The organism is Aeromonas sp. S41-2 (assembly GCF_027705845.1).
Taxonomy (GTDB): Bacteria; Pseudomonadota; Gammaproteobacteria; order Enterobacterales; family Aeromonadaceae; genus Aeromonas; species Aeromonas hydrophila.
The window spans coordinates 266,658-292,401 of sequence record NZ_JAPDCG010000002.1 but is presented as its reverse complement, the minus strand read 5'-3'; the positions used below and the strand labels follow the sequence as shown (position 1 = coordinate 292,401).

Genomic DNA, 25,744 nt, shown 5'->3' with positions numbered 1-25,744 from the left:
TCTGATAACCCCACGACGCGGCTAATCAAACCTAGACCGGATTGTCGATATCGATAAAGGTCACCTCCAGCCCGTGCACTGTGGTCAGCCACTCCCCCAGCGCCTTGACGCCGTAACGCTCAGTGGCGTGGTGACCGGCGGCGTAGAAGTGCATCCCCATCTCGCGGGCGGTGTGGATGGTCTGCTCGGAGGCTTCGCCGGAGATGAAGGCATCGATGCCCTGCTCCGCCGCCAGATTGATGTAGCTCTGACCGCCGCCGGTGCACCAGGCCACGGAGCGGATAAGCTCGGGGCCGCTGTCGCCGCAATGGAGCGGCTCACGGCCGAGCCGCTCGGTAATGAGCTTGGCAAAGTCAGACCCGCTCATGGGCTCTTCCAACTTGCCCACCATGGCGACGCTCTTGCTGTTCCAGGGCTCGAGGCCGCGGCGCACCTTGATGTCGAGCAGCTTGGCGAGCTGGGCGTTGTTGCCCACCTCGGGGTGCACGTCCAGCGGCAGGTGGTAGGCAAACAGGTTGATGTCGTGGGTCAAGAGGGTCTTGATGCGGCGCTGTTTCATGCCGGTGATCTGGGCCGGTTCACCGCTCCAGAAGTAGCCGTGATGGACCAGGATGGCGTCAGCATCGGCGGCCACGGCCGCATCGATCAGGGCCTGGCTGGCGGTGACGCCGGTCACCACCTTGCGAATGCGCTCACGCCCCTCCACCTGCAGGCCATTGGGGCAGTAATCCTTGATGGCATGCGGTTCGAGCAGATGGTTGAGTACGGTTTCGAGTTTTCGATGAGAGATCATAGGGGTCCCTTATAAAGGCGCCGACCCCTGTGCTGTGCTGCAGACAGGAATCGGGCTCATAACGCCGAGGCCCCATGATAATCGAGGCTGGCCACCAAGACCATGATGCCTCCCGCACTGCGGCCCATGGCAGGGCCTGGAATGGCTTCAGGCCGGCAGGTCGATCCCCGCCTCGCGCATCTGGGCCAGCTTGTAGCGCAGGGTGCGCGGGCTGATGCCGAGCCGGTCGGCCACCGCCTTGCGGCTGCCGTTGCAATCCTGCAGGGTGTCGAGAATGATCTGGTGCTCCTGCTGCTTGAGCTCGCTGCCCAGGTGTTCGCTGCCACTGCTGCGTTCACTGCCGACAAGGCGGATCTCTTCTTCCTCCACCTCTTCCAGGATCAGGTGTTCGCAGCCGATGAGGCCGTCGGGGCTCAGAATAAGGGCGCGCTGCACCACGTTGTCGAGCTCGCGCACGTTGCCGGGCCAGGGGTGAGCCAGCAGCCGCTCGCAAGCGGCCTCGGTCAGCTGCGGCGTCGGCAGTCCCTGCTGGGCGGCATGCAGCGCCAGCAGGTGCTCCGCCAGCGGCAGTATGTCGCCGGGACGCTCCCACAGCGCCGTCCAGCGCAGCGGGAAGACATTGAGCCGGTAGTAGAGATCCTCGCGAAACAGGCCGTCCTGCACCGCTTTTTTCAGATCCCGGTTGCTGGTGGCGATGACCCGCACGTCGAGCGGGATCATCTTGCGACTGCCGAGCCGCTCCACCTCTTTCTCCTGCAGCACCCGCAGCAGCTTGGCCTGCAGCCCCAGATCCATCTCGGTGATCTCGTCGAGCAGCAGGGTCCCCCCCTGGGCCTGCTCGAACTTGCCGGGGCAGCCCTGTACCGCGCCGGTAAAGGCCCCCTTCTCGTAGCCGAACAGGGTCGCCTCCAGCATGTTCTCCGGAATGGCGGCGCAGTTAATGGCGACGAACGCCTGCTCGGCGCGGCTGGAGTTGTCGTGGATGTAGCGGGCCAGCACCTCTTTGCCCGTCCCGCTCGGACCGGTCACCATCACGGTGGCCTCGCTTCTGGCCACCCTGGTCGCCAGCTGGAACAGCTCGGCGGTCTTGGGATCGCCGTAGACCACGGCCCGCTTCTCCACCTTCTGGGCAGGCACATAGCGGCTGACCTGGTTGAGCAGCACCTCCGGCGAGAAGGGCTTGGCCAGGTAATCGATGGCGCCTTCGCGCATGGCGCGCACCGCACCGTCGATGTTGGCGTAGGCGGTCATCAACAGCACCGGCACCTGGGGATATTGCTGACGAATGTTGGCCAGCAGGGTCAGGCCATCCATGCCTCCCATCTGGATATCCGAGATCACCATGTCGAAACTCTGGCGCGACAGGGCCAGCAAAGCCCGCTCGCCACTGTCCACTTCACGGCACTCATAGCCGCCGAGCAACAGGGTATCCACCAGCGCTTCGCGAAGGCCATTGTCATCTTCCACTACCAGGATCCGGGCCTGAGTCATGCTACACCTCCCACCACAGCCAACCTGGCCGCTGCAATATTCATTTCCACGAGCCTGACGCTCATGCTACACCCCCCAGCTGCACCGCTTGCTGGTGCAGGGGGAACGACAGGGTAAAACAGGTTCCCTCGCCGGGTACCGAGGCCACGCTGACCTCGCCCTGATGGGCACGGACCACGGATTGCACCACCGCCAGCCCAAGGCCGGTGCCCTGGGAGCGGGTGGTGAAGAAGGGTTCGAAAATCTGGCTGAGCAGATGAGCGGGCATCCCCTTGCCGTTGTCGAGAATGCGCAGCTCCACCCGGGTGCCGCTGCGCACCGCGCTCACCAGAAGCGAGGTGGCACCGGCCTGCTGGGCATTGGCAATGAGGTTGTTGACCGCCCCCGCCAATGCGCTGCTGTTGGCCAGTAGGCAGAGATCGGGCTCCGGCGCCTCCATGTGCAGCTCACAGCCCTGCTGGCTGCAAAATGCCTCGGCGCCGGCCTGCACCTCGGCCAGCAACCCCTGCACCGACGTCGGGGTCACCACCTGGTTGTCGCCGTTGCGGGCAAACAGCAGGATGTCGCTGATCTGTTTCTCGAGATCCTGCAGGCGCGCCATCAGCTTTTGCTGGAACTGGCTGCGAGATTCCGGTTTGAGGGTGCGGTTGGCCAGGTTGGCGGCATAGAGCATGGCAGCGGAGAGCGGCGTGCGGATCTGGTGGGCCAGCGAGGCGGCCATGTTGCCAAGGGCGGACAACCGCTTCATGTGGTTGATGCGGTCTTGCAGCTGGCGGGTTTCGGTCAGATCGTTGATGAACACCAGCTGGCCCGGTTGATCCGGCAGCGGCTGGGTCGAGAGCTGAACCCGGCGCCCATCGCGCAGGGAAATTTCGTGACCGTCATCCTCGCGGGGCTGGAAGCAGCGGTCGATGATCTGGCGCCAGGCCTGACCTTCCAGCGGCTCCCCCAGCAGCGCCTTGGCGGCCGGGTTGGCGCGGGTGATCCGGCCCTCGCCGTCGAGCAGCAAGACACCGGTGGGCAGCGCCGTGAAGATGGCGTAAAGCTGGCTCACCTCGTGAGACTGGAGCGGGGTATCCTGCGGCTGGGCTGTCATAAAGCTGACCTCAAACTGGCGACTGAGTCAGCTTATTCAATTTCCATGCCACTAAAATTCACATATAAAATCAAAGCCTTGAAGCTAGGCGTCAAGGCTTTGACCCTTATGCTTCCTTGCTCATCCCGTATTTTTTCATCTTCTCCACCAGGGTGGTGCGGCGCATGCCAAGCAGGTCGGCGGCACGGGCCACCACCCCGTCCTGGGACTCCAGCGCCTGGCGGATCAGCTCCACCTCCAGGTCGGCCAGCATCTCCTTGAGGTTGACCCCCTCCTCCGGCAGCTGCATGGCGCGGGCGTGGCTGGCGGGCAGATCCAGCTCGGGCGGATCCTGGAACACGGCGGCCAGCGCATCGCGTTCGTCCATCTCGGTCAGCCGCTCGTCCCGCGGCTCGCACGGCAGCAACCGATAGCGGCTCGGCAAGTCAGCCACGTCGACGATCTGCTGCGGGTAGAGGATGAGCAGCCGCTCCAGCAGGTTGGAGAGCTCGCGCACGTTGCCGGGCCAGGGATACTGCATCAGGGATTCCATGGCGCGCTGGGTCAGGCGGATCATCCCCTGATGCAGCTCGGCATGGCGGTTGAGCAGCTCCTGCAGCAGCAGCGGGATGTCGTCGGCCCGCTCCCGCAGCGGCGGGGTCTCGATGGGGAAGACATTGAGGCGATAGTAGAGATCTTCGCGAAAACCCTGGGTACGGATCATGGCTTCCAGATCCCGGTGGGTGGCCGCGATGATGCGCACATCCGCCTGGATGGGCTTGCCGCCGCCAACCCGATCAAACAACCGCTCCTGCAGCACCCGCAGCAGTTTGACCTGCATCGGCAGCGGCATGTCGCCAATCTCGTCGAGAAACAGGGTGCCCCCCTGTGCCAGCTCGAAGCGGCCGCGCCGGGCCGCGATGGCGCCGGTGAAGGCCCCCTTCTCGTGGCCGAACAGCTCGCTTTCCAGCAGCTCAGCCGGAATGGCGCCGCAGTTGATGGGCACGAAGGGGCCCTGGCTTCGGCCGGACAGTTCATGGATGGCGCGCGCCACCACCTCCTTGCCGGTACCCGATTCGCCGAGGATCAGCACGTTGGCATCGGTCTCTGCCACCTGGCTGATGAGCCGACGCACCTCCTGGATCCCCTTGCCCTTGCCCACCAGCAGGCGCAGCAGCGCCTGCCCCTTGTCGTGGGTCTGTTGACGAGGATGGAGGGAGACGAAGGCCTGGCAAAAGTGCAGATGGCGGGTCAGGGATTCGTAGGTGAAAGGCGCCTCGGCCACCCCGATGAAGTTGCTGTTGGGGAAGTCGGCCTCCACCAGCGACAGGAAAGGCACCCGGGGGAATCCGGTCAGCAGCTCGCCCAGCGGGCGGCCGTTGAGGGAACCGGTCAACACCCCCTGCAGCGGGCCGGATGACTCAATGGCCACATCCAGATCGCCCTCGGCAACGTCCTGCCAGGGGATCCCCATGAACGAGAGAACTGTCCCCAACTGCTGGCGCCGCTGCGCATCGGCGTCAACAATCAACACTCCCATTGCCATCATATCCATCCCTCTATTCTCGACGTAACTTATTGTTTTATTGTGCTTATGTGGTCAAACCACGCACTTTATGCAGGATGCACAAAGTGCCAAAATTCCGACGCATTGTCAAAATTTGTCGCATTTCACCTAAGTTTATCGACCCAACGGCGCAACAAGATAAATTTTGTCGCCTCTTTTCTTGGGTACGGTGGGCAGGCAGCGGGCAAACAAGAGAGGCAGGAACACGAGCTGGTGCGCCAGTTTGCGGCCGGCAGCAGGCCGCAAACTGGCGGTGGGGATCAATGGCGGGCGTGAGTATGGGGGGCGGCGTAGCGACACTCGGGGAAGCGGCTGCAGGCCAGGAACAGCCGGCCCGCATGGGGGCCCTTCTTGGCTTCCCGTTCCACCAGCGGCGCATCACAGCGCGGGCAGTGCGGCACCTGATGGGGATGCTCGTCGTCTTCTTCCTCCTCCACCTCGGCAAACAGATTCTCCACCAGCTCGGCGTCGGCCGCCGGCAGCGGCGCACTGCGCGGTGATACGATCGCCTTGATGGGGGCCACGGCCGGGGCACGACCGCCATGGCGAGGCTCTTCCACCTCGACCCGATCCAGTTGCAGGGGGCTGAAGGTGGGCTCGCGGCGATCACCTGGCAGCAGATCCTCATCCGGGGCACGGCGGGGACCGCTTAGCAGCGGCAGGATCTGTTCGCGCAGCTCCTCGACCTGATAATGGCTGCTTGCCGGGATCTGCAGCAGCGGCAGACCGGCGCTGTCAAAGGCCGCCTTGAGGAAACTGTCGCGCACCTTGCGCTTCTGGTGGCGATGGGAGCTGTCATCGAGCTCGATGGCGCAGATGAAGGAAAGATCGGAGGGGTGGCAGAGCAGATAGTCCACGTGCTTGGCGCTGATCTTGTTGAACGCCTGCTGCCACTTGCTCTTGCCCATGCCCGTCTCCGGCGTCAGCACATCGGCCACCCGCACCTTGGCAAAGACCCGGGCTTGGTCGCCGACCGCCAGATCCAGTACGCCGAGGAAGGAGCGCTCGGCGGGGCTGAACAGGGTCTCCTGCAGATCATAGGGCAGCGCCTTGCCCTTCTTGCCCCTGCTCCAGAAGATCGCCAGCAGCAGCAACACCAACAACACCAATCCCGATACGACAAGGCTATTCATACGCGCACATCCCGTTCACAAGAGCTATCCGGTTCACAATACAAAACAGGGGCATCACTCTACCACGGTGCAGCGGGCGCAGGCAGTGCAGAAATGGCGCCAACCCCCTCCCAGCGGTGCTTTTTCGCCATATTTGCGGTGGGCGGGGCTTCATATGGCCTGTGACAGCAGGCACAATGCTACGGAGTACCCATTTTCCAAGGAGAGCAGGATGCAAAAGCAATTGGTCGTGACCGTGATAGGCGCTGACAAGCCCGGTATCGTTGAGAGTCTGGCGGACGTCATCACCCACCAGCAAGGCAACTGGCTGGCCAGTTCCATGAGCGAGCTGGCGGGACAATTTGCCGGCATCCTGCACGTGAGCGTGCCTGACGAGCACTACCGCAGCCTGTGCGAGGCGCTGGTGATGCTGCCTGGCCTCACCGTCAGCTTCGCCGAAGGCCAGCTCAGCCAGGAGCCGGAACGGCAGGTGATGGTCAGCGTCACCGGCAACGACCGGGCCGGCATCGTCCACGAGGTAGCCAGCATCCTGCGTCAGCTCAACATCAACGTGGCCGACCTCACCACCGGCTGCGAGCCGGCCCCCCACTCCGGCTCCCCGCTCTTCTACGCCCATGCTCTGGTGGCGCTGCCGCCCCGACTCGAACTGGGGGATCTCATCAGCGCGCTGGAGTCGCTGTCGGACGATCTGGTGGTCGACATCGATCAGGCCATCATCGACTGAGCGGATGGTCATCAATCTGTCATATTTCCACGCCATAACTGCCGCGCAGACGCGACCTGACCACAGAGGCATCACATGAGCACCGACAAGCAGTATGAAGAGAAGGAGCTGAGTTGGCTCTCATTCAATGAACGGGTGTTGCAAGAGGCAATGGACAAGACGGTCCCGCTCATCGAGCGGGTCCGCTTCCTCGGGATCTTCTCCTCCAACCAGGACGAGTTCTTTAAAGTGCGGGTATCGGACGTCAAGCGCCGCATCCTGATCAACGAAGTGCACGGCGGCGACGACGAGGCCAAAGTGCTGCTGCGCGCTATCCAGCAGAAGGTAATGGCGCTCGGCGAGGCGTTCGACAACACCTACAAGGAGCTGTTGATAGCGCTCGCCCGCCACAACATCTTCCTGGTCAACGAGTACCAGCTCTCCGAGTCCATCCAGCAGTGGCTGCGGGTCTTCTTCAAGGAGAAGGTGCTGCGCCACATCATCCCGATCCTGCTCAACAAAGAGGTCAACCCGGTCAAGTTCCTGAAAGACGAGTACACCTATCTGGCCATCGAGATGAAGAAGAACGGTCAGGTGATCCAGTACGCGCTGGTGGAAGTACCGACCGACGATCTGCCCCGCTTCTTCCAGCTGCCGCCGGAGGGCACCCGCCGCAAGAAACAGATCATCATCCTCGACAACGTCATCCGCTTCTGTCTCGACGAGATCTTCAAGGGCTTCTTCGACTACGACGAGATAGCCGCCTACGCGGTCAAGCTGACCCGGGATGCCGAATACGATCTCTCCGACCAGCTGGATCTGAGCCTGGTGGACAAGATGAGTGACGGCTTGAAGCAGCGTCTCACCGCCATGCCGGTACGCTTCGTCTACGAGCGGGAGATGCCGGCGGCGATGATCAGCTTCCTGAAGCTCAAGCTGCAAATCAGCTCCTACGACGCCATCATGCCGGGCGGCCGTTATCACAACTTCAAGGATTTCATCGGCTTCCCCAACGTGGGCCGGGATTATCTGGAAAACCCCAAGCTGCCGGCGCTGGATTGCCGCGATTTTGACGGCTTCGTCAACGCCTTCGACGCCATCACCAAGCAGGACATACTGCTCTACTACCCGTACCACAAGTTCCACCACTTCACCGAGCTGGTGCGCCAGGCGGCGTTTGATCCGGCGGTCAGCGCCATTCGCATCAACATCTACCGGGTGGCCAAGAAGTCGCGGATCATCCACTCCCTCATCGACGCCGCCAACAATGGCAAGAAGGTGACCGTGGTGGTGGAGCTGCGCGCCCGCTTCGACGAGGCGGCCAACATCGACTGGGCCAACATCCTGACCGATGCCGGCGTCAAGGTGGTGTTCGGGGTGCCGAGCCTCAAGATCCACTCCAAGCTCTGCCTCATCACCCGCCACGAGCAGGGTGAGGCGGTGCGCTACGCCCACATCGGCACCGGCAACTTCAACGAGAAGACGGCGAAGATCTATACCGATTTCTCCCTGCTGACCCGCCACCCGGACATCACCGCCGAGGTGGAGGGGGTGTTCGAGTACATCGAATACCCTTATCGGCGCTACAAGTTCAACCACCTGCTGGTCTCCCCCATCAACAGCCGCCGCCAGCTCTACCGGCTCATCGACAACGAGCTCTCCAACGCCAAGGCGGGCCAGCCGAGCGGCATCACCCTCAAGATCAACAACCTGGTGGACAGAGACCTCATCAACCGGCTCTATGCCGCCGGTCAGGCCGGGGTGCCCATCCAGATGATCATCCGCGGCATGTGTGCTCTGCGTCCGGGCGTGCCGGGCCTCAGTGACAACATCAGGGTGATCAGCATCATCGACCGCTTCCTCGAGCATCCGCGGGTGATGGTGTTCCACAACAAGGGCAATCCCCAGCTCTATATCTCCAGCGCCGACTGGATGAGCCGCAACATCGACGGCCGTATCGAGGTGGGTACCCCCATCTATGACGAGCGGCTCAAGCAGCGCATCCTCGACATTCTCGAGCTACAACTGAGTGACACCTGCAAGGCGCGGGTCATCGATGCCGACCAGAAGAACGAATACGTGAAGCGGGGCAACCGTCGCAAGATCCGTTCCCAGGTCGCGATTTACGACTACCTCAAACGCATAGAGTCAAACAATGGACAATAGCCTGTACGCCGCCGTCGATCTCGGCTCGAACAGCTTTCACATGGTCATCGCCCGCCTCACCGAAGGACGGCTGCAGATCGTCGATCGGATAAAAGAACGAGTCCGGTTGGCAGAGGGAATGGACGGCCAGCGCCGCATGTCTGCCGAAGCCATGACCCGGGGCCTCGACTGCCTCGCCCTGTTTGCCGAGCGGCTGACCAACATCAAGCCGGATCAGATCCGCATCGCCGGCACCTATACCCTGCGCCGAGCCAGCAACGCCCGCGAGTTCGTGAGCGAGGCGGCCAAGGTGCTCAACCACCCCATCGAGATCATCAGCGGCCAGGAAGAGGCGCGCCTCATCTATCAGGGGGTCGCCCATACCCAGCACATCGAGGGCCAGGTACTGGTGGTGGACATTGGCGGCGGCAGCACCGAGCTCATCATCGGCGAGGGCTTCGATCACAAGGCGCTCACCAGCCGCAAGATGGGGTGCGTCAGCTTCACCCAGAGCTTCTTTGCCAACGGCAAGCTGAGCGAAAAAGCCTTCAACAATGCCGTGCTGGAAGCCCAGCACCAGCTAGCCCCCATCATCAACCAGTACCGCAAGCTGGGCTGGCAGAGCTGTCTCGGCAGCTCCGGCTCCATTCGCACCGTGCGCGATGTGTTGCAGGGGGAAGAGTGGACCGATGGCGCCATCACCCTGGCCGGGCTGGAGCGGCTCAAGCAGGAGATGATCAGGCACAAGCGGGTCAGCGATCTCAAGCTGGCCGGCCTCACCGAGGAGCGTCAGGAGGTATTTGCCGCCGCAGTGGCCATCCTGCTTGGGCTCTTCACCTCGCTGCCCATAGAGCGGATGGACTATTCCGATGGCGCCCTGCGTGAGGGGCTGCTGTACGAGTTCGAGGAGCGCCTACAGCATCACGATATCCGCGAGCGCACCGCCCTCGCGCTCTCCACCCACTATCGCATCGACAAGCGTCAGGCTGGCCGGGTCGAACAGAGCGTGCTGACCCTGTTCGATCTGCTCAGCGGCCCCTGGGAGATGACGGAAGAGCCCTATCGCGCTATCCTCGGCTGGGCGGCGCGACTGCACGAGATCGGCCTTGCCATCAACTACAGCGGCATTCACAAACATTCCGCCTATATCCTGCAGCACACCGACCTGCCCGGCTTCAACCAGGACGATCAGGCCCTGCTGGCCGCGCTGGTACGCTTTCACCGCAAGGGGCTCAAGCTCTCCGAGCTCCCTTCCCTGCCCAACCACGATGAACAGACGGTCCTGCGCTGCATCCGCATCCTGCGCCTCGCAGTCGCCGCCCACCACAGGCGCCAGGACAACCTGCTGCCCGATTGGCATGTGCAGGCCGCCGGCGATCAGCTGGTGGTCACCCTGCCACTGGACTGGTGCGACGAGAACAAATTGCTGATGCAAAATCTGGAGAAAGAACACCGCTACTGTCAGGAGCAGGGCTGGCCACTGTTGTTCCAGCTCGGCTGACGCCGGCTCGGCGAAACAAAAAAGGCAGCCCACGGGCTGCCTTTTGCATTTTCCGGATGGCGGCTTACTGCAGCTCGGGCAGCAGCAGCTTGGCGATTTCGAAGTAGATGATAAGACCGGTACCATCCACCAGAGTGGCGATGAAGGGGGCTGACACCACGGCCGGGTCGATGCGGAATCGGCGCAGCACCATGGGGATCACAGAAGCGACGGTGGCGCTCCACAGCACGATGGCGATGATGGTCAGGGTAACGACCATGCCGATCTCGGGACCAACCCCTAGGCTCCAGGCCCGTACCCAGGCGGCCAGCGCGATGGCGGCCGAGATGAGCAGACCGGTGGAGATCTCTTTTTTCAGCACGGTGCCGAGGTTGCGCAGGCTCACCTCCCCGACCGCCATGGCTCGCACTATGGTGGTGGTGATCTGGGTACCACTGTTACCGCCGGTGCCGATCAGGAGCGGAATGAAGAAGGCCAGCGCGATGGCCGCTTCCAGCTGCTCTTCAAACGCCCGCAGCACGGTACCGGTATAGGCTTCGGCCACGAACAGGATCAGCAGCCAGCCCACCCGCTTGCGCCACAGTTGCCAGGGGGTCGCCTGCAGATAGGGAGTGTCGAGCGGCGAGGAGCCACCCTGCATCTCCGCATCCTCGGTGGATTCGAGCTCCAGGATGTCGGCGGCATCGTCCACGTGGAAGATCCCCACCAGCTTGCCCTGATCCTCGACCGGCAGGGTCGAGATGTCGCGGTCAATCAGCAGGCGGGCAGCCAGTTCCTGATCCGCCCGAGCGTTGATGCGCACCGTCTCCCGGTCCATCAACTCGCTCACCGGCAGTTGCGGGTCGGCAATCAGCAGGGATTTGAGCGAGATGCTGCCAAGCAGGCGGTGGTCGTTGTTGACCACATAGAGGTTCTGGAACAGCTGGGCGTTGTCCCAGGCATCGTGGATCAGCTGCTTGGCGCTGCCCACCGTCTCCTGATCGCCGATGGCCAGGAATTCGTGGCGCATGTTGGCGCCCACCGATTCGGTCGGCCAGTCGAGCAAGGAGTAGAAGGTGGACTGCACCTGCTCCGGGAAGCGGGCAAGCAGCATGGTGCGATCACTGCTGCCCAGCCGACGCAGAATGGCCAGCATGTCGCGGCGGGGCATGGCCCCCTGCAACACGCTGACGATGCTGGCATGCAGCCGCATCAGCAGACGCCCGGCACAGTCTGCCGAGAGCGAACTGAGCAGCGCCGCCCCATCGGCAGTGGGCAGGGTATCGAAGATGCAGTTGAGCTCTTCCGGACGCAGGGTCAGCAGCTGATCGGCACGCTGAACCGGATCCAGGTTGTGCTCCAGCCAGCCCTGCAGGGCAGCCAGATCGAGCAGTTGGTGACGATTGAGTAGAGTCTGTGTTTTCTTCATCACAAATGACCTCATGTGATTTCAGGCAAGCCTGAGCGCGAACGGTGATCCGTCGCCGTCTGAAAGAAAACAGCAATTTGATTGACGAGTAATAGGCAGGAAATGACGCCGTCCGGCGTGTCATCATCCCCACGTACCAGCTTTAGCACTGCATAACGTATCCGGCATGCCGGAAGCCACTTGGGTTTACACCTTAATCCGATGAAAACTGTCCTGATCTTGGGCGTCTCTGGACGTCGTGAGATCAGTGGCCTGTGTTTATACAGGAGCCTCGCCTAACGAGATGCTGCAAATATGCGCACAACCCTCTGTTGTGCGGGCTGCATGATTATCGAATGCTCAATAGGAGTCAACCCGTCGCAATGCGCTAAATAGCCCGTGGCAACAGCTTGTTACAATTGGCCGGCATGGGGAGTTGAATGAGGATAAACGAGCGGGGAGAACAGGGGCCAAGCGGGTAACCATCGCTCGCAGCCATCAGCGCCGCGAGCGATGGGTGACCGATCAACGAATGTAGTCGAACAGGGTTAGCTTGCTGATCTTGCTGAAGGAGAGCTGGGTGGCGCTCAGTGCCGCATCCTCTTTTGACAGGGTGGCAATCACCTCATAGAGATCCGTTTCGGAGACCTTGGCCCTCGCCTGCTGGTTCAAGGTGCTCAGCCCTTCGTTTGAGCCCATCACCTGCTCCAGGCTATTCAACCGACTGCCAACTCCCCCTAACCCCTGATCCATGTTCTGGCGGGCATTCTTCATGTGGGCGGTGGCGTCCGCCACCTTCAGCTGGAAGGTATCCGGCGTGATGTTGGGATCCCGCAGCGCCGTGATGAAATCGGACATGCCATCGAGGATGTTGTTGTTCTGGGGTGGATCCAGCACGAAGTTTTGCGCCGCGCCCCCCGCCGGCAGCGACAGGGTCAGCTCCAGCCCGTTGAAGGGGATCTTGTTGCCCGCCACATAGTCACCGCTTTGCAGCAAGGCACCGCCGCCATCCCTGATCTCATAGGTATCCGGCGTACCGGCGATGGTGTTCACCGTATACTGGTTGCTGGCGAGTGAGGAATCATAGTTGTTGCGATAGAAGCTGTCGAAGTTGCCCTGATCGGCCACCCCGACCTGAATATTGGCGCTCCCCGCGCTGCTGGTTCTGCGGGTCGGCACTATCTCGAACAGATTGAAGCCGGAATCGTTGGCAGGGATCTGCACCGTCGGCGACACCTGAATGTTGCGCTGGCCGGTATCCCCCTGAAAGACATAATTGCCGCTGGCATCCTTTATGAAGGGCTGGGTCTTGCTCTGGTTGCCGCCGAAAATATATTCGCCCTGGGAGTTCTTGCTGTTCATCAGGTCGAACATCTGCTTTTGCAGCCCCTCCAGTTCGCTGGCGATAGCCTTGCGTTCTTCTAAATCCATAGCTGAATTATTTGACTTCTGGATCAGGGTCTGGGCACTGGTCATGGCGGTGTTGAGGGCGGTCAGCACCGTCTCCTCGTGGCCCAGGCTGTTTTCCAGCAGGCTGCCGTTGACCCCGTACTGCTTGAAGAGATCGATCTCCTTGGTCAGCGCCAGCTTCTGGCTCATGCCGGAGGGGTCTTCCCCCGCCGTCTTGAACTTGTTGCCGGTCATCAGCTGCTCATAAGCCGTGCTCAGCCGTTCGTTGGCGCCGTTCAGCGAGGAGAGGTTGCGGTCATAGACCATGTTGGTGGTGATACGCATCGATTTACCTCACTGATGACAACAGGGTATCGAAAATGGTCTTGGCGGTGCTGACAATCTGGGCGGAGGCGGCATAGGACTGCTGATAACGGATCAGGTTGGCCGCCTCCTCTTCCAGACTGACGCCGGAGACACTCTCGAAAATGCCCTTGCTCTGGATCAATTTCGTTTCGTCGGCCTTGAGCTGGCTCTTGGCCTGGCTGGTGGTATTGCCCACCCCGGTCACCAGGCTGGAGTAAGCCTCGTTGAAGGTCATCTTGTCGTTGCTGGTGCCAGCGTTACTGCTCTTGCGCACCAGATCCTTGTTCTGCAGATCCGCCAGTGCCAGCCCGTTGGCGTTGTCGGCAAAACCGTCGGTGTTGTAGCTGAGGGTAAAGCTGTCCTTGGCCTTTACCTGGCCAGTGATGCTGAACTCATAACCCGGAGTCTGGGCCGGGGTGGCGTAGACCTTGGGCCCGCCCAGCGGACTCTCGAGGGCGGCCATCAGGTTCTGCCCCTTGCTGGAAGCGGGGGCTACCCCAATCAGCGTGGTACCGTCCGCCGCATAGACCTCGTAGTTGCCGCTGCCGTCTATCTTCACTACCTGGGGTGAGGCCGGATTCAGGCTGTTGGTGCCAAAGCCGGAGCCGGCACCGGTATTGGTGATGCCATTGAGCTTGATCTCGCCCGCACCGAAGTTGTTCTTGCCTTTGTCGGCCTTGAGCGGCGATGCCAGCGCCAGATCTTCGGCCCGGGTTGCCAGCTGACCCAGGCCGGCTGCCGCCCGCTTGGTCGGTTGCAGCAGGATCTTATCCCCCGCCGCCGGGGTGCCGGAGAGATCGATCTGGATGCCGTGACCCGCCACCTGCACAGTGGCTGGCGGCGTAGTACCTGTGGTCAGCGAAGTGCGGTTGCCATCCTTGTCCACCGAGAACACCTCGTAACCGGTAGCGCTGCTGAACTGCACTTCGTAGTCGAAGGTGGTCACTTCCGTGCCCTTGCCGGGCACGAAGCTCACCTTGGCGGCGCCGCTGCCGGTGTTCTGGCTGTAGGCCAGACCATCGCTCGAGCCGAGGGAGAAGAGATCCCCCCCCAGCTCGTTGTCCAGATCCATCCCCAACCGGTTTTGCTGGTTCATGGCATCGGCCATGGCGGCCGCCAATTGACCCAGTTCGCGCTTGGACGGTTCCAGATCGTTGCGGGCGGAGAAGAGACCGCCGAGACCGCCACCAATATCCTTGTTGTTCAGGGTGATCTTGTTGGGGTCCATGTTCAGCTGCAACTCGGGCTCACGGGCATCGGGATTGCCCGGCACCACGCTGAACTGGGCAACGCTGCCGTTGAGTACCAGGGAGTGGCCGGTGCTCATGTTGACCAGCATGCTGCCGTTGTCCTGCGGCACGGTGCGGATCTCCATCTTCTCGGAAAGCTGGCGAATGGCCTCGTCGCGCTGGTCGAACAGCATCAGGTTCTCTTCCGGCGTGCCCTGGGTGCGAATGATGGCCTGATTCAGATCGTTGATGCTGTTGATCAGGCTGTTCACCCGCTTGGCCTCATCACCGATGGTGGTGTTGATGGTGTCGGTCTGCTTGTCCAACTGGGCCGACAGGGTGTGAAAGCGGTTTACCATGCCACTGAGTTGGCTCAGGGTGGTCTTGCGGCCGGAGATGTCGGCAGGGGCTTCGTTGGCGGTATGGAAGCCCTCGAAATAGGAGCTGATGGCGGCGCCGACGCTGTTGCTGGTGTCTCCCAGCAGGCTGTCGGTGTTGGCGAGCTGCTGATAACGTGTGGAGGAGGCATAGAAGGCGGACGTGTCGCGCCTGACCTCCCCCTGGGCATAGGCGTTGATGACCCGCTCGGTCAGCATGTCGCCGGTACCGAGTCCGTTGGCATTGGTATAGATCAGGGTCCGTTCACGCACATAGCCCTGGCTATTGACGTTGACGATGTTGTTACTGGTGGTCTGCAGCAGTCGCTGCTGGGCCATCACACCCGAGGTACCAATTCCAAGCAGATCGCTTGCCATGACTTACAGCTCCATTTCTGTATTGTTGGTCGCGGAGTAGCCGGCAATGGCATCACTGCGCAATACCTGTTTCAGTTTCCTGGCGTAGTGCGGGTCGGTGGCATATCCAGCCTGTTGCAAGGCTTCGAAATAACGGTCCGGACTGTCCACCTTGGCCAGGGCTCCCTTGTAGCGGGAACCCGAGGTCAGGAAATCGACATAGTCGTTGAAGCTCTCCTCGAACGACTCGTAGGAGCGAAACGCCGCCTTCTGGCGCGATGCCACTCCTTTCTCGTATTCCAGGGTGCTGACCACCGTCTTGGGCCCTTCCCAGCGCGGATCGGCCTTGATGCCGAACAGGTTGTGGGTCACCTGCCCCTCCCCGTTCTTGATCACCCGCTTGCCCCAGCCACTTTCCAGCGCCGCCTGGGCCACCAGTACTGCCGGGCTCAATCCCAGCTTGTCGGCCGCCTTCTTGGCCAGCGGCATCAGCCGGTTGACAAACTCTTCAGGGGTGTCAAACACCTGTGTCGTTTCATCGAGCGCCTTGGCGCCGCGAATGCCGTGCCCCACTTGCGCAGGCCCCATCGGCGGTATGGTGCGGCGACTGCGATGAGCCGTTGCCAAAGGCTGCACATCGCCACTCATCTCCTTGTCAGCAAAATCTTTGCCAACTTTTGAAGCTGAGATGAGATCGTTGGTGGCAGAGGTGGGCGCTTGATAGGGTTTATAGACCCGCTCGGTACGCTGCGGCATCTTGAGCACCCGCCCATCGTGGTGGGTAAAGGTCTCCGGCGAGAGCTGCTTGGCCACCATGGCAGCCAGGCCAATGCCACCCTTGCTCGACATGTCGGCGACCCGCTGTTCGTCCAGCATCCCCTCATAGAACTGGGTGTAGCTGCTGTTGAAGGGGCTGTCCTGGGTCAATACCTGGTTGGCCTGGCGCATACTTTGAAATAGGGTCTGGGTAAAAATGGACTCAAACTGGCGAGACGCCGCCATGAGCGCATCCGCCTTGCCCTCCTTGCTCTGGCTTAGCTGGCGCAGGCGATCCAGGTTCTGGATATCCTGCACCATGCCCAGATTCACGCCGCTGTTGGTATCTAACTCTGCCATTTTGCTTACCTCATTGCCGCCCGTGGCAACCCCTTGCCGCTTTATTACAGTATGACCAGCTGGCCTTCGATGGCACCGGCCTGTTGCAGCGCCTCCAGGATCGCCATCAGATCGCCGGGGGCCACCCCGACCTGATTCACCGCCCGCACCAGATCATCCAGGGTAGCCCCGGTATCCAGCTTGAACATGCGCCCCTGCTCCTGCTGCACGTTGATAGTGGAGTTGTTGGTGACCGCCGTCTGCCCGCCCGAGAGCGGATTGGGCTGGGACACCTGCTGATTTTCCGCGATGGTGACCGTCAAGCCGCCATGGCTGATGGCCGCCGGTTTGAGCCGCACCTGGCTGCCGATGACGATGGTGCCGGTACGGGAGTTGACGATGATCTTGGCTGCCTCGCTGGCCGGGTCCACCTCCAGGTTCTCGATGGTGGCGAGGTAGGAAACGCGCTGGCCTGGGTCCCGCGGTGCGTAAACCTTGACCGAGGTGGCATCGAGCGCCTGCGCCGTATTGGGGCCAACCAGATCGTTGACCACGTCCGCCAGTCGGCGCGCCGTGGTGAAGTCGGGGCGGTTCAGGTTGAAGGTGATGGTATCCCCCTGGCTGAAGGAGTTCGGGACTTCCCGCTCCACAGTGGCCCCATTGGCAATGCGGCCCACGGTCGGGGTATTGATCACCACCTTGGAGCCGTCGGCCCCCTCGGCCCCCAGCCCGCCAACCACCAGACTGCCCTGCGCCACCGCATAGACCCGGCCATCCAGCCCCTTGAGGAAGCTTTGCAGCAGGGTGCCGCCACGCAGGCTCTTGGCCTCGCCGATGGCCGACACGGTGACGTCTATGGTCTGGCCCGGCTTGGCAAACGGCGGCAGATCCGCATGAATGGCCACCGGTGCCACGTCTTTGATCTTCGGCTTGATGTTGTCCGGCACCTTGATGCCGAAATTGTTCAGCATGGTGCGAAAGGTCTGCTCGGTGAAGGCGTTGCTCTTCTCACCCGTGCCCGGCAGACCGACCACCAGACCGTAGCCGATCAGCTGGTTGCTACGTACCCCTTCCACCGAGCTGATGTCCTTGATCCGGGAGGCATGGGCCATCCCCAGGGGCAACAGGCAGCAGAACAGGGCAACAAGACGGAGCGACTTCATAACACCTCCTAGAGCGGCCACCAGGGGCCATTGAAAAAGCTGGTGAGCCACCCCTGTTCCTGGGTATTGGCCAGATCACCGGTGCCACCGTAATGGATGCGCGCATTGGCCACCTTCTGGGATGAGACGCTGTTGTCGGTGGTCACATCCTCGGGGCGGATCATGCCGGTGATCCGGATATATTCGTTGCCGTTGTTGAGCATGATCCACTTCTCGCCGCGCACCAGCAGGTTGCCGTTGGGCAGAACCTTGGCCACGCTGACGGAGATGTTGCCCTGCAGGCTGTTGCTCTGATCCGCCTTGGCCTGCCCCTTGAAGGCGCCGTTCTGGCTGATGGAAGCCGACAGATCGTAGGGACCGGCCGTCACCGGCACACCGCCCAACACAGCCGGATTCATGGTGAATTTGTTATCCTTGCCACTCTGGGTATTGGCCTTCTTGGAGGCGGAAGTGGACTCAGCCAGCTCTATGGTGATGATGTCGCCCACCTTGTGCGCCTTGATGTCCGAATAGATGCCGTTGACCTGATCGGGCTGGAAGATGGCACCGGTCGGTCTGACCGAGACCGGCTCCGACTCCCCGTAAACGGGGGCAAACTCGGGATCATCGGGCTTGGCGGTATTGGGCGTGCTGCTGCAGCCCCCCAACGCCAGCAGTCCCAGCATCCATATCGCTTTCATCATGCGCCTCCTACTTATGTGCGCTGGATCAGGAAGGACATCATGCCATCCACCGCCGAGAGAACCTTGGAATTCATCTCGTACACCCGCTGGGCCTGGATCAGGTTCACCAGCTCTTCGGTCACGTTGACGTTGGAGGTCTCCAGCATGCCCTGCTTGATCACCCCCAGTCCGTCCGTCCCGGCGACACCCTGCACCGGCGCACCGCTGGACTGGGTCTCGACGAACATGTTCTCGCCCATGGGCTGCAGGCCCGAGGCGTTGACGAAATCAGTGGTATTGATTTGGCCCACCACCTGGGAGGCGCCATCCCCTTTGAGCTGCACCGACACCTGACCATCCTCGCCAATCGTCACGCTCTGGGCGTTCTCCGGGATCTGGATCTCCGGCTGCAACGGGTAACCGTTGCCCGGTGTGACGATGGTCCCTTCACTGTTGAGGGTGAACTGGCCGTTGCGGGTATAGGCCGCGCTGCCATCGGGCAGCTGGATCTCGAAGTAGCCGCGGCCGCTTATCATCAGATCCAGCGAGTTGTCCGTGGTTTGCACGTTGCCCTGGCTGTGGTTCTTCTGGGTGGCCACCACCTTGGCACCGGCCCCCAGCATCAGGCCGGAAGGGCGCTCGGTGTCGGCCGATGAACGGCCACCGGGCTGGTTGATGTTTTGATAGAGCAGATCCTCGAAGATGGCCCGGGATTTTTTGTAACCCACGGTGCTGGCGTTCGCCAGGTTGTTCGAGGTAACCGAAATGTTGGTCTGCTGTGCATCCAAGCCGGTCTTGCTGATCCAGAGTGCAGGGTTCATGTAAAACTCCTTGGTTAGCTGATACGCAGCAGCTGGGTTTGAGCCTCGTCATTCTCTTCCGCGGTCTTCATTATTTTGACCTGGGTTTCAAACTGACGTTGCAACCGAATAAGGTTGGTCATTTCATCGACCACGTTGACGTTGCTCCCCTCGAGGGAACCGGCGATAAGGCCGACAGTGGCCGATGCCGCTTCATTCTGGCCATCCTTGCGACGGAACAGGCCGTCCTGCCCCTTCTCCACCGCATCCACCGCCGGATTGACCAGCTTGATGCGCTGGAAATTCTCCGGCAGGTTGGCGGCAGCCCCTTCCGGACGGCCACTGATGGTGCCGTCCCGGTTGATTTCAATTTTCTCCATCGGCAGCGGCAGCACGATGGGCTGACCGCCGTCATCCACCACGTTCAACCCGGTGGAGGTTTGCAGGTTGCCGGTCGCGCTCAGCTGCAGATTGCCCATGCGGGTATAGGCTTCGCCGCCCTTGGGATCCTGCACCGCAATCCAGCCCTGGCCGTCGACGGCAACGTCAAGATCCCGACCCGTGGTCATCAGCATGCCATGCTGCAGGTTCTGGCCTGGCCGCTCCGCCATGGCGAACACCCGGGTGGGCAGCCCCTCGCCAAACGCCTGCATGCTGCGCGCCTGCTCGAAGTCGGACTTGAAGCCGGTGGTATTGGCGTTGGCCAGGTTGTTGCTTCGAACAGCCAGGCTGTTCATGCTCTCCTTGGCGCCCGACATGGCGATGTATAGCAGGTGATCCATGGGATCCTCCGTCAAACTGATGACTCTGACAGAGGAACTGCAATTTGAATGCCAATCCCCATTACCTCGGGTCGCCAAGGCGGCAAATACCCATGAAAAAGGGCGCCGAAGCGCCCTTTGTTAACAAGAGGATGATTAGCGGATCTGCAGTATGGTCTGCTGCAGGGAGCTGTTCACTTCCAGCGAACGGGAGTTGGCCTGGAAGTTGCGCTGCGCGGTGATGAGGTTGACCAGCTGGGAGGTCAAATCCACGTTGGATTGCTCCAGCGCAGAGGACTTGATGCTACCCAAGGTGCCCGAGTTGGGGGTGCCGGGCAGCGCATCGCCAGACAGCAGAGACTGGCGCCAGGAGGTATCACCGACCTGGGTCAATCCTTGCGAGTTGGCGAATTTGGCAAGTGCCACCATGGCAACCTTCAATGTCGTCGCATTGCTGTAGGTCGCCGACACAATACCGTCCGGCGTAATCTCGACCTTGGTCAGATTACCAACGGTGGCACCATCCTGGGTCAGTTTGGTGACGTTGAAAGGCGAGCTGTATTGAGTGACATCACCGAGACGGATCTCCAATGTCTGGGTGGGATCGGCACCGTTGTTGATGATCCCGGCCGTCGTGCCAAGGGCGACGGTTTTGATCGGATCTAATGGGACAGTCAGCGTGGGATCCAGTTTACCGCCGGAGGTAAACGTCATCTTCACGCCAGTGGGGATACCTGCAGCCGGGCTGGGTGAACCACCGGCGATATCGATGGGCTTGTTCCCTTCATACATGTACATGCTCCAGGTACCCGGTGTCAGCGGTGTTCCCGGGGCAGCCGGATCCTCATGGCGGACAAAATATTTGGTGATCACATGGGGGGCACCAAGCGAATCATATATCGTCACCGAGGTTGAGTGGGCAAAGGTAGCCGAGTTGGTCGGATCAAACGCAGCCGGTGACGTTGGTTTGGTTTTCGACTCGATACTCAGGTTGAAACTGGCTTCCACCAACTCGGTCATTTTGGGCTCACCCGCTCGATCCGGTATTTGAATCGGTTTGGTGGCGTTGATGCTGACCGCCTTGGGCGTCCCATCCGTGTTGATTTCATAACCTTGCAGATAGTTGCCCTGGTTGTTGACCATATAGCTGTTTTCATTCAGCTTGAAGGCGCCGGCCCGGGTAAAAGTACGATCCAGGTTGGTCAGACCGTCCGACGTCACGAAAAAGCCGTTGCCCTGAATGGACAAATCAAGGGCGTTGTTGGTGAACTGCAGTGCCCCCTGGTGAAACTGCTGTGCCACCGCACCCGTTGCCACACCGTTGCCGACCTGGGTCTTGGCATTGACGAAGATGGAGTTGGCGTATACATCCGCAAACTCGGCACGAGACTCTTTAAAGCCCGTGGTATTGACGTTGGCAATGTTGTTGGCGGTAACGTTCAGATCTTTTTGTGCCGCGTTGACACCGCTCAAGGCATTGTTAAATGACATATCCAGCTCCTTAGATCGATGCTGTTGGCGTGGGGGTTGATGGTGTTTTCACCGTACCTGCAATCTGCAAGATACTGTTCAGGCTTGTTGTACCGAGGCCTTTCAAATTGAGCTGAGTCGGATTGCTTGCCGTACCCAGGATCACGCTGTCGACCTTGCCATAGGCAAAGATCGGGACACTCTCCGACTTCCCGTCCACAGTACCGTTTGCCTTGAGGGTGTATTTGCCCTCTTTGGCCGGGTTGCCGTCTTTGTCCTTGCCATCCCAGACGATTTCGACGTTGCCCTTCTGGTCACCTTCCAGCGGAAACTCCTTGATGACCTGCCCGCTCTCGTCTTCGATGGTGATCTTGACGTTCGAATACTTGTTTTCTGTACCCACGGCGACCACACCCGGCAAAGAGCCGTCTTTTTCCAGGTAACCCACATTGCTCTGCAGCAAGACGTTTTGTCCCACCAGCGCCGAGGCTTGCAGCGCCTGACTGGAAGTCATCAGGCTATTGAGGCTGCCAATCTGGTTGGAGAGGCTGCTGATCCCCTGTGACGTCGACATGGAGGTCATCTGGGAAAGCATCTGGGCGTTGTCCACCGGCTTGAACGGATCCTGATAGGAGAGCTGCATGGTCAGCAGCTTCAGGAACGACTCCTGATCCAGCTCCTTCTTGGGCGTCGACGTCGTGCCCGTGGTCTGGGTGGTCGTACGGCCGATGCCGTTCACGCCACTGGTTGTATCTGCCATCTATGCGTCCCCCTGTCAGGACTTGCCGAGGTTGAGCGTCTGCTGCAGCATCTTCTTGGCAGAGTCTGCAACCTGCACATTGGTTTGATAGCTGCGCGAGGCGTTGATCATGTCCGCCATCTCTTCCACCATGTTGACGTTGGGTTTGAAGATGAAGCCGTCTTTATCCGCCATGGGGTGATTAGGGTTGTACTCCTTGAGCAAAGGTGCCTCGCTCTCGACAATCCCCTTAACTTCAACCCCGGCCGACGCCTGCTTGTCCGACATGGCCTGATCCAGCTGGGCGGCAAAAATTGGCCGCCTGGCATGGTAAGTTTTTTCCACGCTGGAGCTGACGCTGTCGGCGTTGGCCATGTTGCTGGCTACCGTATTGAGGCGAACAGACTGTGCACTCATGGCCGAGCCTGCAATGTCAAAGACCTTGAACAAACTCATCACTGTTCTCCTTTCAAGGCCTTCAGCAGGCCGCTGATCTTGCTGTTCATAAATTCAAGGGAGGTCTGGTATTCAAGGCTGTTGCGCAAAAACTCGCTGCGCTCCTGCTGCACGTCGACCGTGTTGCCATCACCGGTATCGGGCTGCAGGGGATTGCGATATTGCGTAACGCCTGGCGCATCCATCTGCAGGGCGAAATGCTTCTCACTGGTCGTGGCAAGGCCAAAGCCCTGTTGTTGCTGGGCCTCTTCCAATGCTTGCGAGAAGTTGATATCCCGAGCCTTGAAGCCCGGCGTGTCCGCGTTGGCAATGTTGCTGGACAACACCTCTGCACGCTTGGAGCGAACGCTCAGCGTGTATTGATGAATACCAAATGCCTTGTCGAATGAAATTGCCATAGCACACCTCCTGCTTGATAAATTGTTAGCAAGAGGTGTGCCAAAGAGGGATTTAGGCGGGGATCATTTAACCTTGTAGACGATGCCGGGGTTGCACCGGATCATCTCGAACCTGTCGGTCAACCCGGCCAGCGACTCAGAAGCCCCCAGCATCAGATAGCCGCCGGGATTGAGGCTGGCAGCAAACTGGTTGAGGATCTTCGACTTCACTTCCGGTGCAAAATAGATGAGCACGTTGCGACAGAAGATGATGTCGAACTTGCCAAGCAGGCTGTAACTTTCCAGCAGGTTCAATGGCCGGAAGGTGGTCAATTTTCTGACACGCTCCACCACCCGCATCTTGTTGTCGCCGTAAGGTTCGAAGAACAGCTTCTTGCGCTCGGGCGACAGACCGCGAGCCAGCGCCAGACTGTCGTACACCCCTTCCTTGCACTGATTGAGCATGGTGCTGGAAATATCAGTCCCGACGATCTGTACCCCACCTGGCAAGGTGCCTGGTTTTTTTACCTGCTGTTCCAGGGCCGTCATGGCAATAGAATACGGCTCCTGCCCAGAAGAGGAGGCAGCAGACCAGATCTTGATCGGTCTGCCACTCTTGCCGAGCTCGGGAAATATCTTGTCCGTCAGCAGCTGGAAGGGGTAAGTATCGCGAAACCACAAGGTTTCGTTGGTAGTCATGGCATCAACCACTGCCATTTTCAGGTCACGCTCACGCACACTCATCGCTCGAGTAACCAGATCAGACAGACTCTCAATACCAAACTGAGTCATCAAGGGTGAAAGCCGACTCTTGACCAGATACTGTTTGTTGTCACCCAGCACGATTCCGCTCTGTACCGCCAGAAAATTGCTGAATTGTTTGTATAAGTCGTCCGAAAGTGTCTTCATGCAGTTTGTTCTTCTTGATTAGAGTGCGCCTTGTACGGCCTTGGCCAATTCATCCGGCTGGAATTTGGCAATGAAATTGTTCGCACCAACTTTCTGCACCATGGCCTGATTGAACACCCCACTGAGGGATGTGTGCAGAATAACATGTAAGTCCTTGAGATTGGGATTGTTGCGGATCTCGGCGGTAAAAGTATAACCATCCATTTCCGGCATCTCGATGTCCGAAATCACCAAGGCGATCTGATCCTTGATGGGACCGTTTTTGGACATCTCCAGCAACATGTTGAGCGCTTCACGCCCATCCTTGGCCAATACGCACTGCACGCCGATGGCTTCGAGCGCACGCTGAACCTGCTTGCGAGCAACGGAGGAGTCATCAGCCACCAACACCGGACGTCCCAGGGTCGGATGCTCCACGCTGGCTTCCACCAGCTCTTTGCTGACCTCGGTCGATACCGGCGAGATTTCGTTGAGAATGCGTTCCACGTCCAGGATTTCGACCAACTCACCGTCGACCTCGGTCACTGCCGTCATGTAGTTGATGCGCCCCGCCCCTTTCGGCGGCGGTAGGATGGATTCCCAGTTCATGTTGATGATGCGCTCGACCGAGTGCACCAGGAAGCCCTGAATGGAGCGGTTGTATTCGGAAATGATGATGAAGCACTTGGTCAGATCTTCGATCGGACGCTTGCCCATCGCCATGCTGAGGTCGATCACCGAGATGGTTTGGCCGCGAATATGGGCCACCCCGCGAATGCAGGAGTTCAGCTTGGGCATGACAGTCAAGGGAGGACACTGCAACACTTCACGTACCTTGAATACGTTGATGCCAAATCTTTGACGTCCGTTAAGACGAAACAACAATAACTCCAGCCGGTTTTGCCCAACTAGCTGGGTACGTTGGTTGACCGAGTCCAGGATACTGGCCATAAACACTCCCTAAAAACGCTTGGCATTAATCATGCATGCGTGTTGGCTTGCGTCAGACTATCGATGTCACTGCGAACGAATTCTGAAGCAAGCATAGTTAAATATGGTGATATACGTGAACAACTTATCGGCCAGCGAGCGAAAATGATTAGTAGACTTTTCCTCACCTTACTGCTGTTTTGCGGCATTTCTCACGCCACGGCATCCGAGGTGACCAGTTACTTGCAAGAAAAGGCGCAGGATTTTGTGCTCGGCCAGCTCGATGTCCCGCTCGATGCCCAGGTGCAGGTGCAGGCAGCCTCCATCGATGAGCGCCTGCCATTGAGTCGCTGCGACGAACATCTTGCCATCACGCTGCCGGCCAAGATGGAGATCCGCCGCAATACCACCGTCTACCTCAAATGCGAGGAAGAGAAGCCCTGGGATCTCTACCTGCCGGTGCGGGTCAGCATACAGAAGCCTTATGTGACCGTCTCCACCCCGGTGGCCAAGGGCGATATCCTGAGCGAAGGCGTGTTGACGCAGGCCTATCAGGATCAGACCCTGATCCGCGGCGACTATCTCAGCGATACCACGGCGCTCATTGGCGTGCGCAGCAAGCGCGAACTCAAGCCAGGCCAGCCTATCCGGCTCAGTCAGGTCTGCGTGGTCTGCAAGGGCGATCAGGTGACTCTCAGCGCAGAAAATAGCAGCATGCAAATCAAAACCATGGCCCGAGCCTTGCAAGATGGCAGCTTCGGAGACATGATCAGGCTCGTCAATATCCGCTCAGGCAAAACGGTGCAGGGTAAAGTCAACGCTGTTGGCTCCGTGGTGGTCACCTTCTGAGTGTTTTTCAGATCACTTTTTTTCTAAAGTTATGGCGATGA

The 25,744-nt window shown here is 60.1% G+C and carries 23 protein-coding genes and 1 riboswitch; of the genes, 4 read left to right on the top strand and 19 right to left on the bottom strand.

Translation table 11 applies throughout. The features are described 5' to 3' along the window. Positions 1–31 precede the first annotated feature (31 nt). From OKC44_RS05875 to OKC44_RS05855, 5 genes are all read right to left on the bottom strand, one after another. A complete protein-coding gene (locus OKC44_RS05875; RefSeq protein ID WP_236766644.1) occupies positions 32–793 on the bottom strand; it encodes a Nif3-like dinuclear metal center hexameric protein in 762 nt (253 codons plus the stop codon). A gap of 147 nt (positions 794–940) precedes the next feature. Next, positions 941–2,284: a sigma-54-dependent transcriptional regulator gene (locus OKC44_RS05870; RefSeq protein WP_236766643.1), complete on the bottom strand. Its 1,344-nt coding sequence runs from the start codon at positions 2,282–2,284 to the stop codon at positions 941–943. Positions 2,285–2,345: 61 nt separating this feature from the next. Next, positions 2,346–3,380, bottom strand: coding sequence for a sensor histidine kinase (locus OKC44_RS05865; protein WP_024944839.1), 1,035 nt, complete (start codon positions 3,378–3,380; stop codon positions 2,346–2,348). Positions 3,381–3,486: 106 nt separating this feature from the next. Next, a complete protein-coding gene (locus OKC44_RS05860; protein ID WP_029303977.1) occupies positions 3,487–4,908 on the bottom strand; it encodes a sigma-54 dependent transcriptional regulator in 1,422 nt (473 codons plus the stop codon). 278 nt (positions 4,909–5,186) lie between these two features. Next, the gene (locus tag OKC44_RS05855; protein ID WP_201355708.1) at positions 5,187–6,059 is read right to left on the bottom strand and encodes a DUF2726 domain-containing protein; all 873 of its coding nucleotides are present in this window, start codon (positions 6,057–6,059) and stop codon (positions 5,187–5,189) included. 211 nt (positions 6,060–6,270) lie between these two features. Between OKC44_RS05855 and OKC44_RS05850 the strand changes: the two genes are divergently transcribed. The 3 genes from OKC44_RS05850 to ppx all read left to right on the top strand — a co-directional run bounded on the left by OKC44_RS05850 (position 6,271) and on the right by ppx (position 10,408). Next, complete coding sequence (locus OKC44_RS05850) at positions 6,271–6,783, top strand: glycine cleavage system protein R (protein WP_201355707.1); 513 nt, start codon at positions 6,271–6,273, stop codon at positions 6,781–6,783. Positions 6,784–6,858: 75 nt separating this feature from the next. Further along, entirely contained in the window at positions 6,859–8,928 is a 2,070-nt protein-coding gene (gene ppk1 / locus OKC44_RS05845; RefSeq protein ID WP_203091188.1) for a polyphosphate kinase 1, read from the top strand. Beyond that, the gene (gene ppx / locus OKC44_RS05840) at positions 8,918–10,408 is read left to right on the top strand and encodes an exopolyphosphatase (protein WP_236766642.1); all 1,491 of its coding nucleotides are present in this window, start codon (positions 8,918–8,920) and stop codon (positions 10,406–10,408) included. The genes ppk1 and ppx overlap by 11 nt, the downstream gene beginning before the upstream one ends. 64 nt (positions 10,409–10,472) lie before the next feature. Here the strand turns inward: ppx and mgtE are convergent, their stop codons facing one another. The 14 genes from mgtE to OKC44_RS05770 form a co-directional block, all read right to left on the bottom strand. Next, complete coding sequence (mgtE, locus tag OKC44_RS05835; RefSeq protein ID WP_236766856.1) at positions 10,473–11,816, bottom strand: magnesium transporter; 1,344 nt, start codon at positions 11,814–11,816, stop codon at positions 10,473–10,475. A gap of 120 nt (positions 11,817–11,936) precedes the next feature. Continuing rightward, a riboswitch (M-box (ykoK) riboswitch) is annotated at positions 11,937–12,106 on the bottom strand. A 214-nt stretch (positions 12,107–12,320) separates the two neighbouring features. Beyond that, the gene (gene flgL, locus OKC44_RS05830) at positions 12,321–13,529 is read right to left on the bottom strand and encodes a flagellar hook-associated protein FlgL (RefSeq protein WP_102988367.1); all 1,209 of its coding nucleotides are present in this window, start codon (positions 13,527–13,529) and stop codon (positions 12,321–12,323) included. A 4-nt stretch (positions 13,530–13,533) separates the two neighbouring features. After that, complete coding sequence (locus OKC44_RS05825) at positions 13,534–15,534, bottom strand: FlgK family flagellar hook-associated protein (RefSeq protein ID WP_236766641.1); 2,001 nt, start codon at positions 15,532–15,534, stop codon at positions 13,534–13,536. Between the two features lie 3 nt (positions 15,535–15,537). Further along, positions 15,538–16,629 (bottom strand): flagellar assembly peptidoglycan hydrolase FlgJ, encoded by a 1,092-nt coding sequence (flgJ, locus tag OKC44_RS05820; protein ID WP_236766640.1) that lies wholly within the window; start codon positions 16,627–16,629, stop codon positions 15,538–15,540. 44 nt (positions 16,630–16,673) lie between these two features. Beyond that, positions 16,674–17,771 (bottom strand): flagellar basal body P-ring protein FlgI, encoded by a 1,098-nt coding sequence (locus OKC44_RS05815; protein WP_011706637.1) that lies wholly within the window; start codon positions 17,769–17,771, stop codon positions 16,674–16,676. 8 nt (positions 17,772–17,779) lie between these two features. Next, complete coding sequence (flgH, locus tag OKC44_RS05810; RefSeq protein WP_236766854.1) at positions 17,780–18,451, bottom strand: flagellar basal body L-ring protein FlgH; 672 nt, start codon at positions 18,449–18,451, stop codon at positions 17,780–17,782. Between the two features lie 14 nt (positions 18,452–18,465). Beyond that, positions 18,466–19,254: a flagellar basal-body rod protein FlgG gene (flgG, locus tag OKC44_RS05805; protein ID WP_011706639.1), complete on the bottom strand. Its 789-nt coding sequence runs from the start codon at positions 19,252–19,254 to the stop codon at positions 18,466–18,468. Positions 19,255–19,268: 14 nt separating this feature from the next. Continuing rightward, entirely contained in the window at positions 19,269–20,015 is a 747-nt protein-coding gene (gene flgF, locus OKC44_RS05800; RefSeq protein ID WP_011706640.1) for a flagellar basal-body rod protein FlgF, read from the bottom strand. Between the two features lie 135 nt (positions 20,016–20,150). Continuing rightward, positions 20,151–21,485, bottom strand: a complete 1,335-nt coding sequence (flgE, locus tag OKC44_RS05795; protein WP_146061381.1) for a flagellar hook protein FlgE — start codon at positions 21,483–21,485, stop codon at positions 20,151–20,153. A gap of 10 nt (positions 21,486–21,495) precedes the next feature. Next, entirely contained in the window at positions 21,496–22,224 is a 729-nt protein-coding gene (locus tag OKC44_RS05790; RefSeq protein ID WP_011706642.1) for a flagellar hook assembly protein FlgD, read from the bottom strand. A gap of 15 nt (positions 22,225–22,239) precedes the next feature. Then, positions 22,240–22,659, bottom strand: a complete 420-nt coding sequence (gene flgC, locus OKC44_RS05785) for a flagellar basal body rod protein FlgC (RefSeq protein ID WP_011706643.1) — start codon at positions 22,657–22,659, stop codon at positions 22,240–22,242. Then, entirely contained in the window at positions 22,659–23,057 is a 399-nt protein-coding gene (flgB, locus tag OKC44_RS05780) for a flagellar basal body rod protein FlgB (protein WP_011706644.1), read from the bottom strand. Before flgB ends, flgC begins: the two co-directional genes overlap by 1 nt. Before the next feature lie 63 nt (positions 23,058–23,120). Then, positions 23,121–23,945 carry a CheR family methyltransferase gene (locus OKC44_RS05775; protein ID WP_011706645.1) on the bottom strand — a complete coding sequence of 275 codons (825 nt, stop codon included), beginning with the start codon at positions 23,943–23,945 and terminating at the stop codon, positions 23,121–23,123. Positions 23,946–23,963: 18 nt separating this feature from the next. Then, positions 23,964–24,875 (bottom strand): chemotaxis protein CheV, encoded by a 912-nt coding sequence (locus OKC44_RS05770; protein WP_011706646.1) that lies wholly within the window; start codon positions 24,873–24,875, stop codon positions 23,964–23,966. A gap of 222 nt (positions 24,876–25,097) precedes the next feature. Between OKC44_RS05770 and flgA the strand changes: the two genes are divergently transcribed. After that, positions 25,098–25,703: a flagellar basal body P-ring formation chaperone FlgA gene (gene flgA / locus OKC44_RS05765; protein WP_016351323.1), complete on the top strand. Its 606-nt coding sequence runs from the start codon at positions 25,098–25,100 to the stop codon at positions 25,701–25,703. Positions 25,704–25,744 lie beyond the last annotated feature (41 nt).

Bases quoted from the DNA above. Each gene is read 5' to 3' on its own strand.
- OKC44_RS05875 (WP_236766644.1), bottom strand. From the start codon at position 793: ATGATCTCTCATCGAAAACTCGAAACCGTACTCAACCATCTGCTCGAA.
- OKC44_RS05870 (WP_236766643.1), bottom strand. From the start codon at position 2,284: ATGACTCAGGCCCGGATCCTGGTAGTGGAAGATGACAATGGCCTTCGC.
- OKC44_RS05865 (WP_024944839.1), bottom strand. From the start codon at position 3,380: ATGACAGCCCAGCCGCAGGATACCCCGCTCCAGTCTCACGAGGTGAGC.
- OKC44_RS05860 (WP_029303977.1), bottom strand. From the start codon at position 4,908: ATGATGGCAATGGGAGTGTTGATTGTTGACGCCGATGCGCAGCGGCGC.
- OKC44_RS05855 (WP_201355708.1), bottom strand. From the start codon at position 6,059: ATGAATAGCCTTGTCGTATCGGGATTGGTGTTGTTGGTGTTGCTGCTG.
- OKC44_RS05850 (WP_201355707.1), top strand. From the start codon at position 6,271: ATGCAAAAGCAATTGGTCGTGACCGTGATAGGCGCTGACAAGCCCGGT.
- ppk1 (WP_203091188.1), top strand. From the start codon at position 6,859: ATGAGCACCGACAAGCAGTATGAAGAGAAGGAGCTGAGTTGGCTCTCA.
- ppx (WP_236766642.1), top strand. From the start codon at position 8,918: ATGGACAATAGCCTGTACGCCGCCGTCGATCTCGGCTCGAACAGCTTT.
- mgtE (WP_236766856.1), bottom strand. From the start codon at position 11,816: ATGAAGAAAACACAGACTCTACTCAATCGTCACCAACTGCTCGATCTG.
- flgL (WP_102988367.1), bottom strand. From the start codon at position 13,529: ATGCGTATCACCACCAACATGGTCTATGACCGCAACCTCTCCTCGCTG.
- OKC44_RS05825 (WP_236766641.1), bottom strand. From the start codon at position 15,534: ATGGCAAGCGATCTGCTTGGAATTGGTACCTCGGGTGTGATGGCCCAG.
- flgJ (WP_236766640.1), bottom strand. From the start codon at position 16,629: ATGGCAGAGTTAGATACCAACAGCGGCGTGAATCTGGGCATGGTGCAG.
- OKC44_RS05815 (WP_011706637.1), bottom strand. From the start codon at position 17,771: ATGAAGTCGCTCCGTCTTGTTGCCCTGTTCTGCTGCCTGTTGCCCCTG.
- flgH (WP_236766854.1), bottom strand. From the start codon at position 18,451: ATGAAAGCGATATGGATGCTGGGACTGCTGGCGTTGGGGGGCTGCAGC.
- flgG (WP_011706639.1), bottom strand. From the start codon at position 19,254: ATGAACCCTGCACTCTGGATCAGCAAGACCGGCTTGGATGCACAGCAG.
- flgF (WP_011706640.1), bottom strand. From the start codon at position 20,015: ATGGATCACCTGCTATACATCGCCATGTCGGGCGCCAAGGAGAGCATG.
- flgE (WP_146061381.1), bottom strand. From the start codon at position 21,485: ATGTCATTTAACAATGCCTTGAGCGGTGTCAACGCGGCACAAAAAGAT.
- OKC44_RS05790 (WP_011706642.1), bottom strand. From the start codon at position 22,224: ATGGCAGATACAACCAGTGGCGTGAACGGCATCGGCCGTACGACCACC.
- flgC (WP_011706643.1), bottom strand. From the start codon at position 22,659: ATGAGTTTGTTCAAGGTCTTTGACATTGCAGGCTCGGCCATGAGTGCA.
- flgB (WP_011706644.1), bottom strand. From the start codon at position 23,057: ATGGCAATTTCATTCGACAAGGCATTTGGTATTCATCAATACACGCTG.
- OKC44_RS05775 (WP_011706645.1), bottom strand. From the start codon at position 23,945: ATGAAGACACTTTCGGACGACTTATACAAACAATTCAGCAATTTTCTG.
- OKC44_RS05770 (WP_011706646.1), bottom strand. From the start codon at position 24,875: ATGGCCAGTATCCTGGACTCGGTCAACCAACGTACCCAGCTAGTTGGG.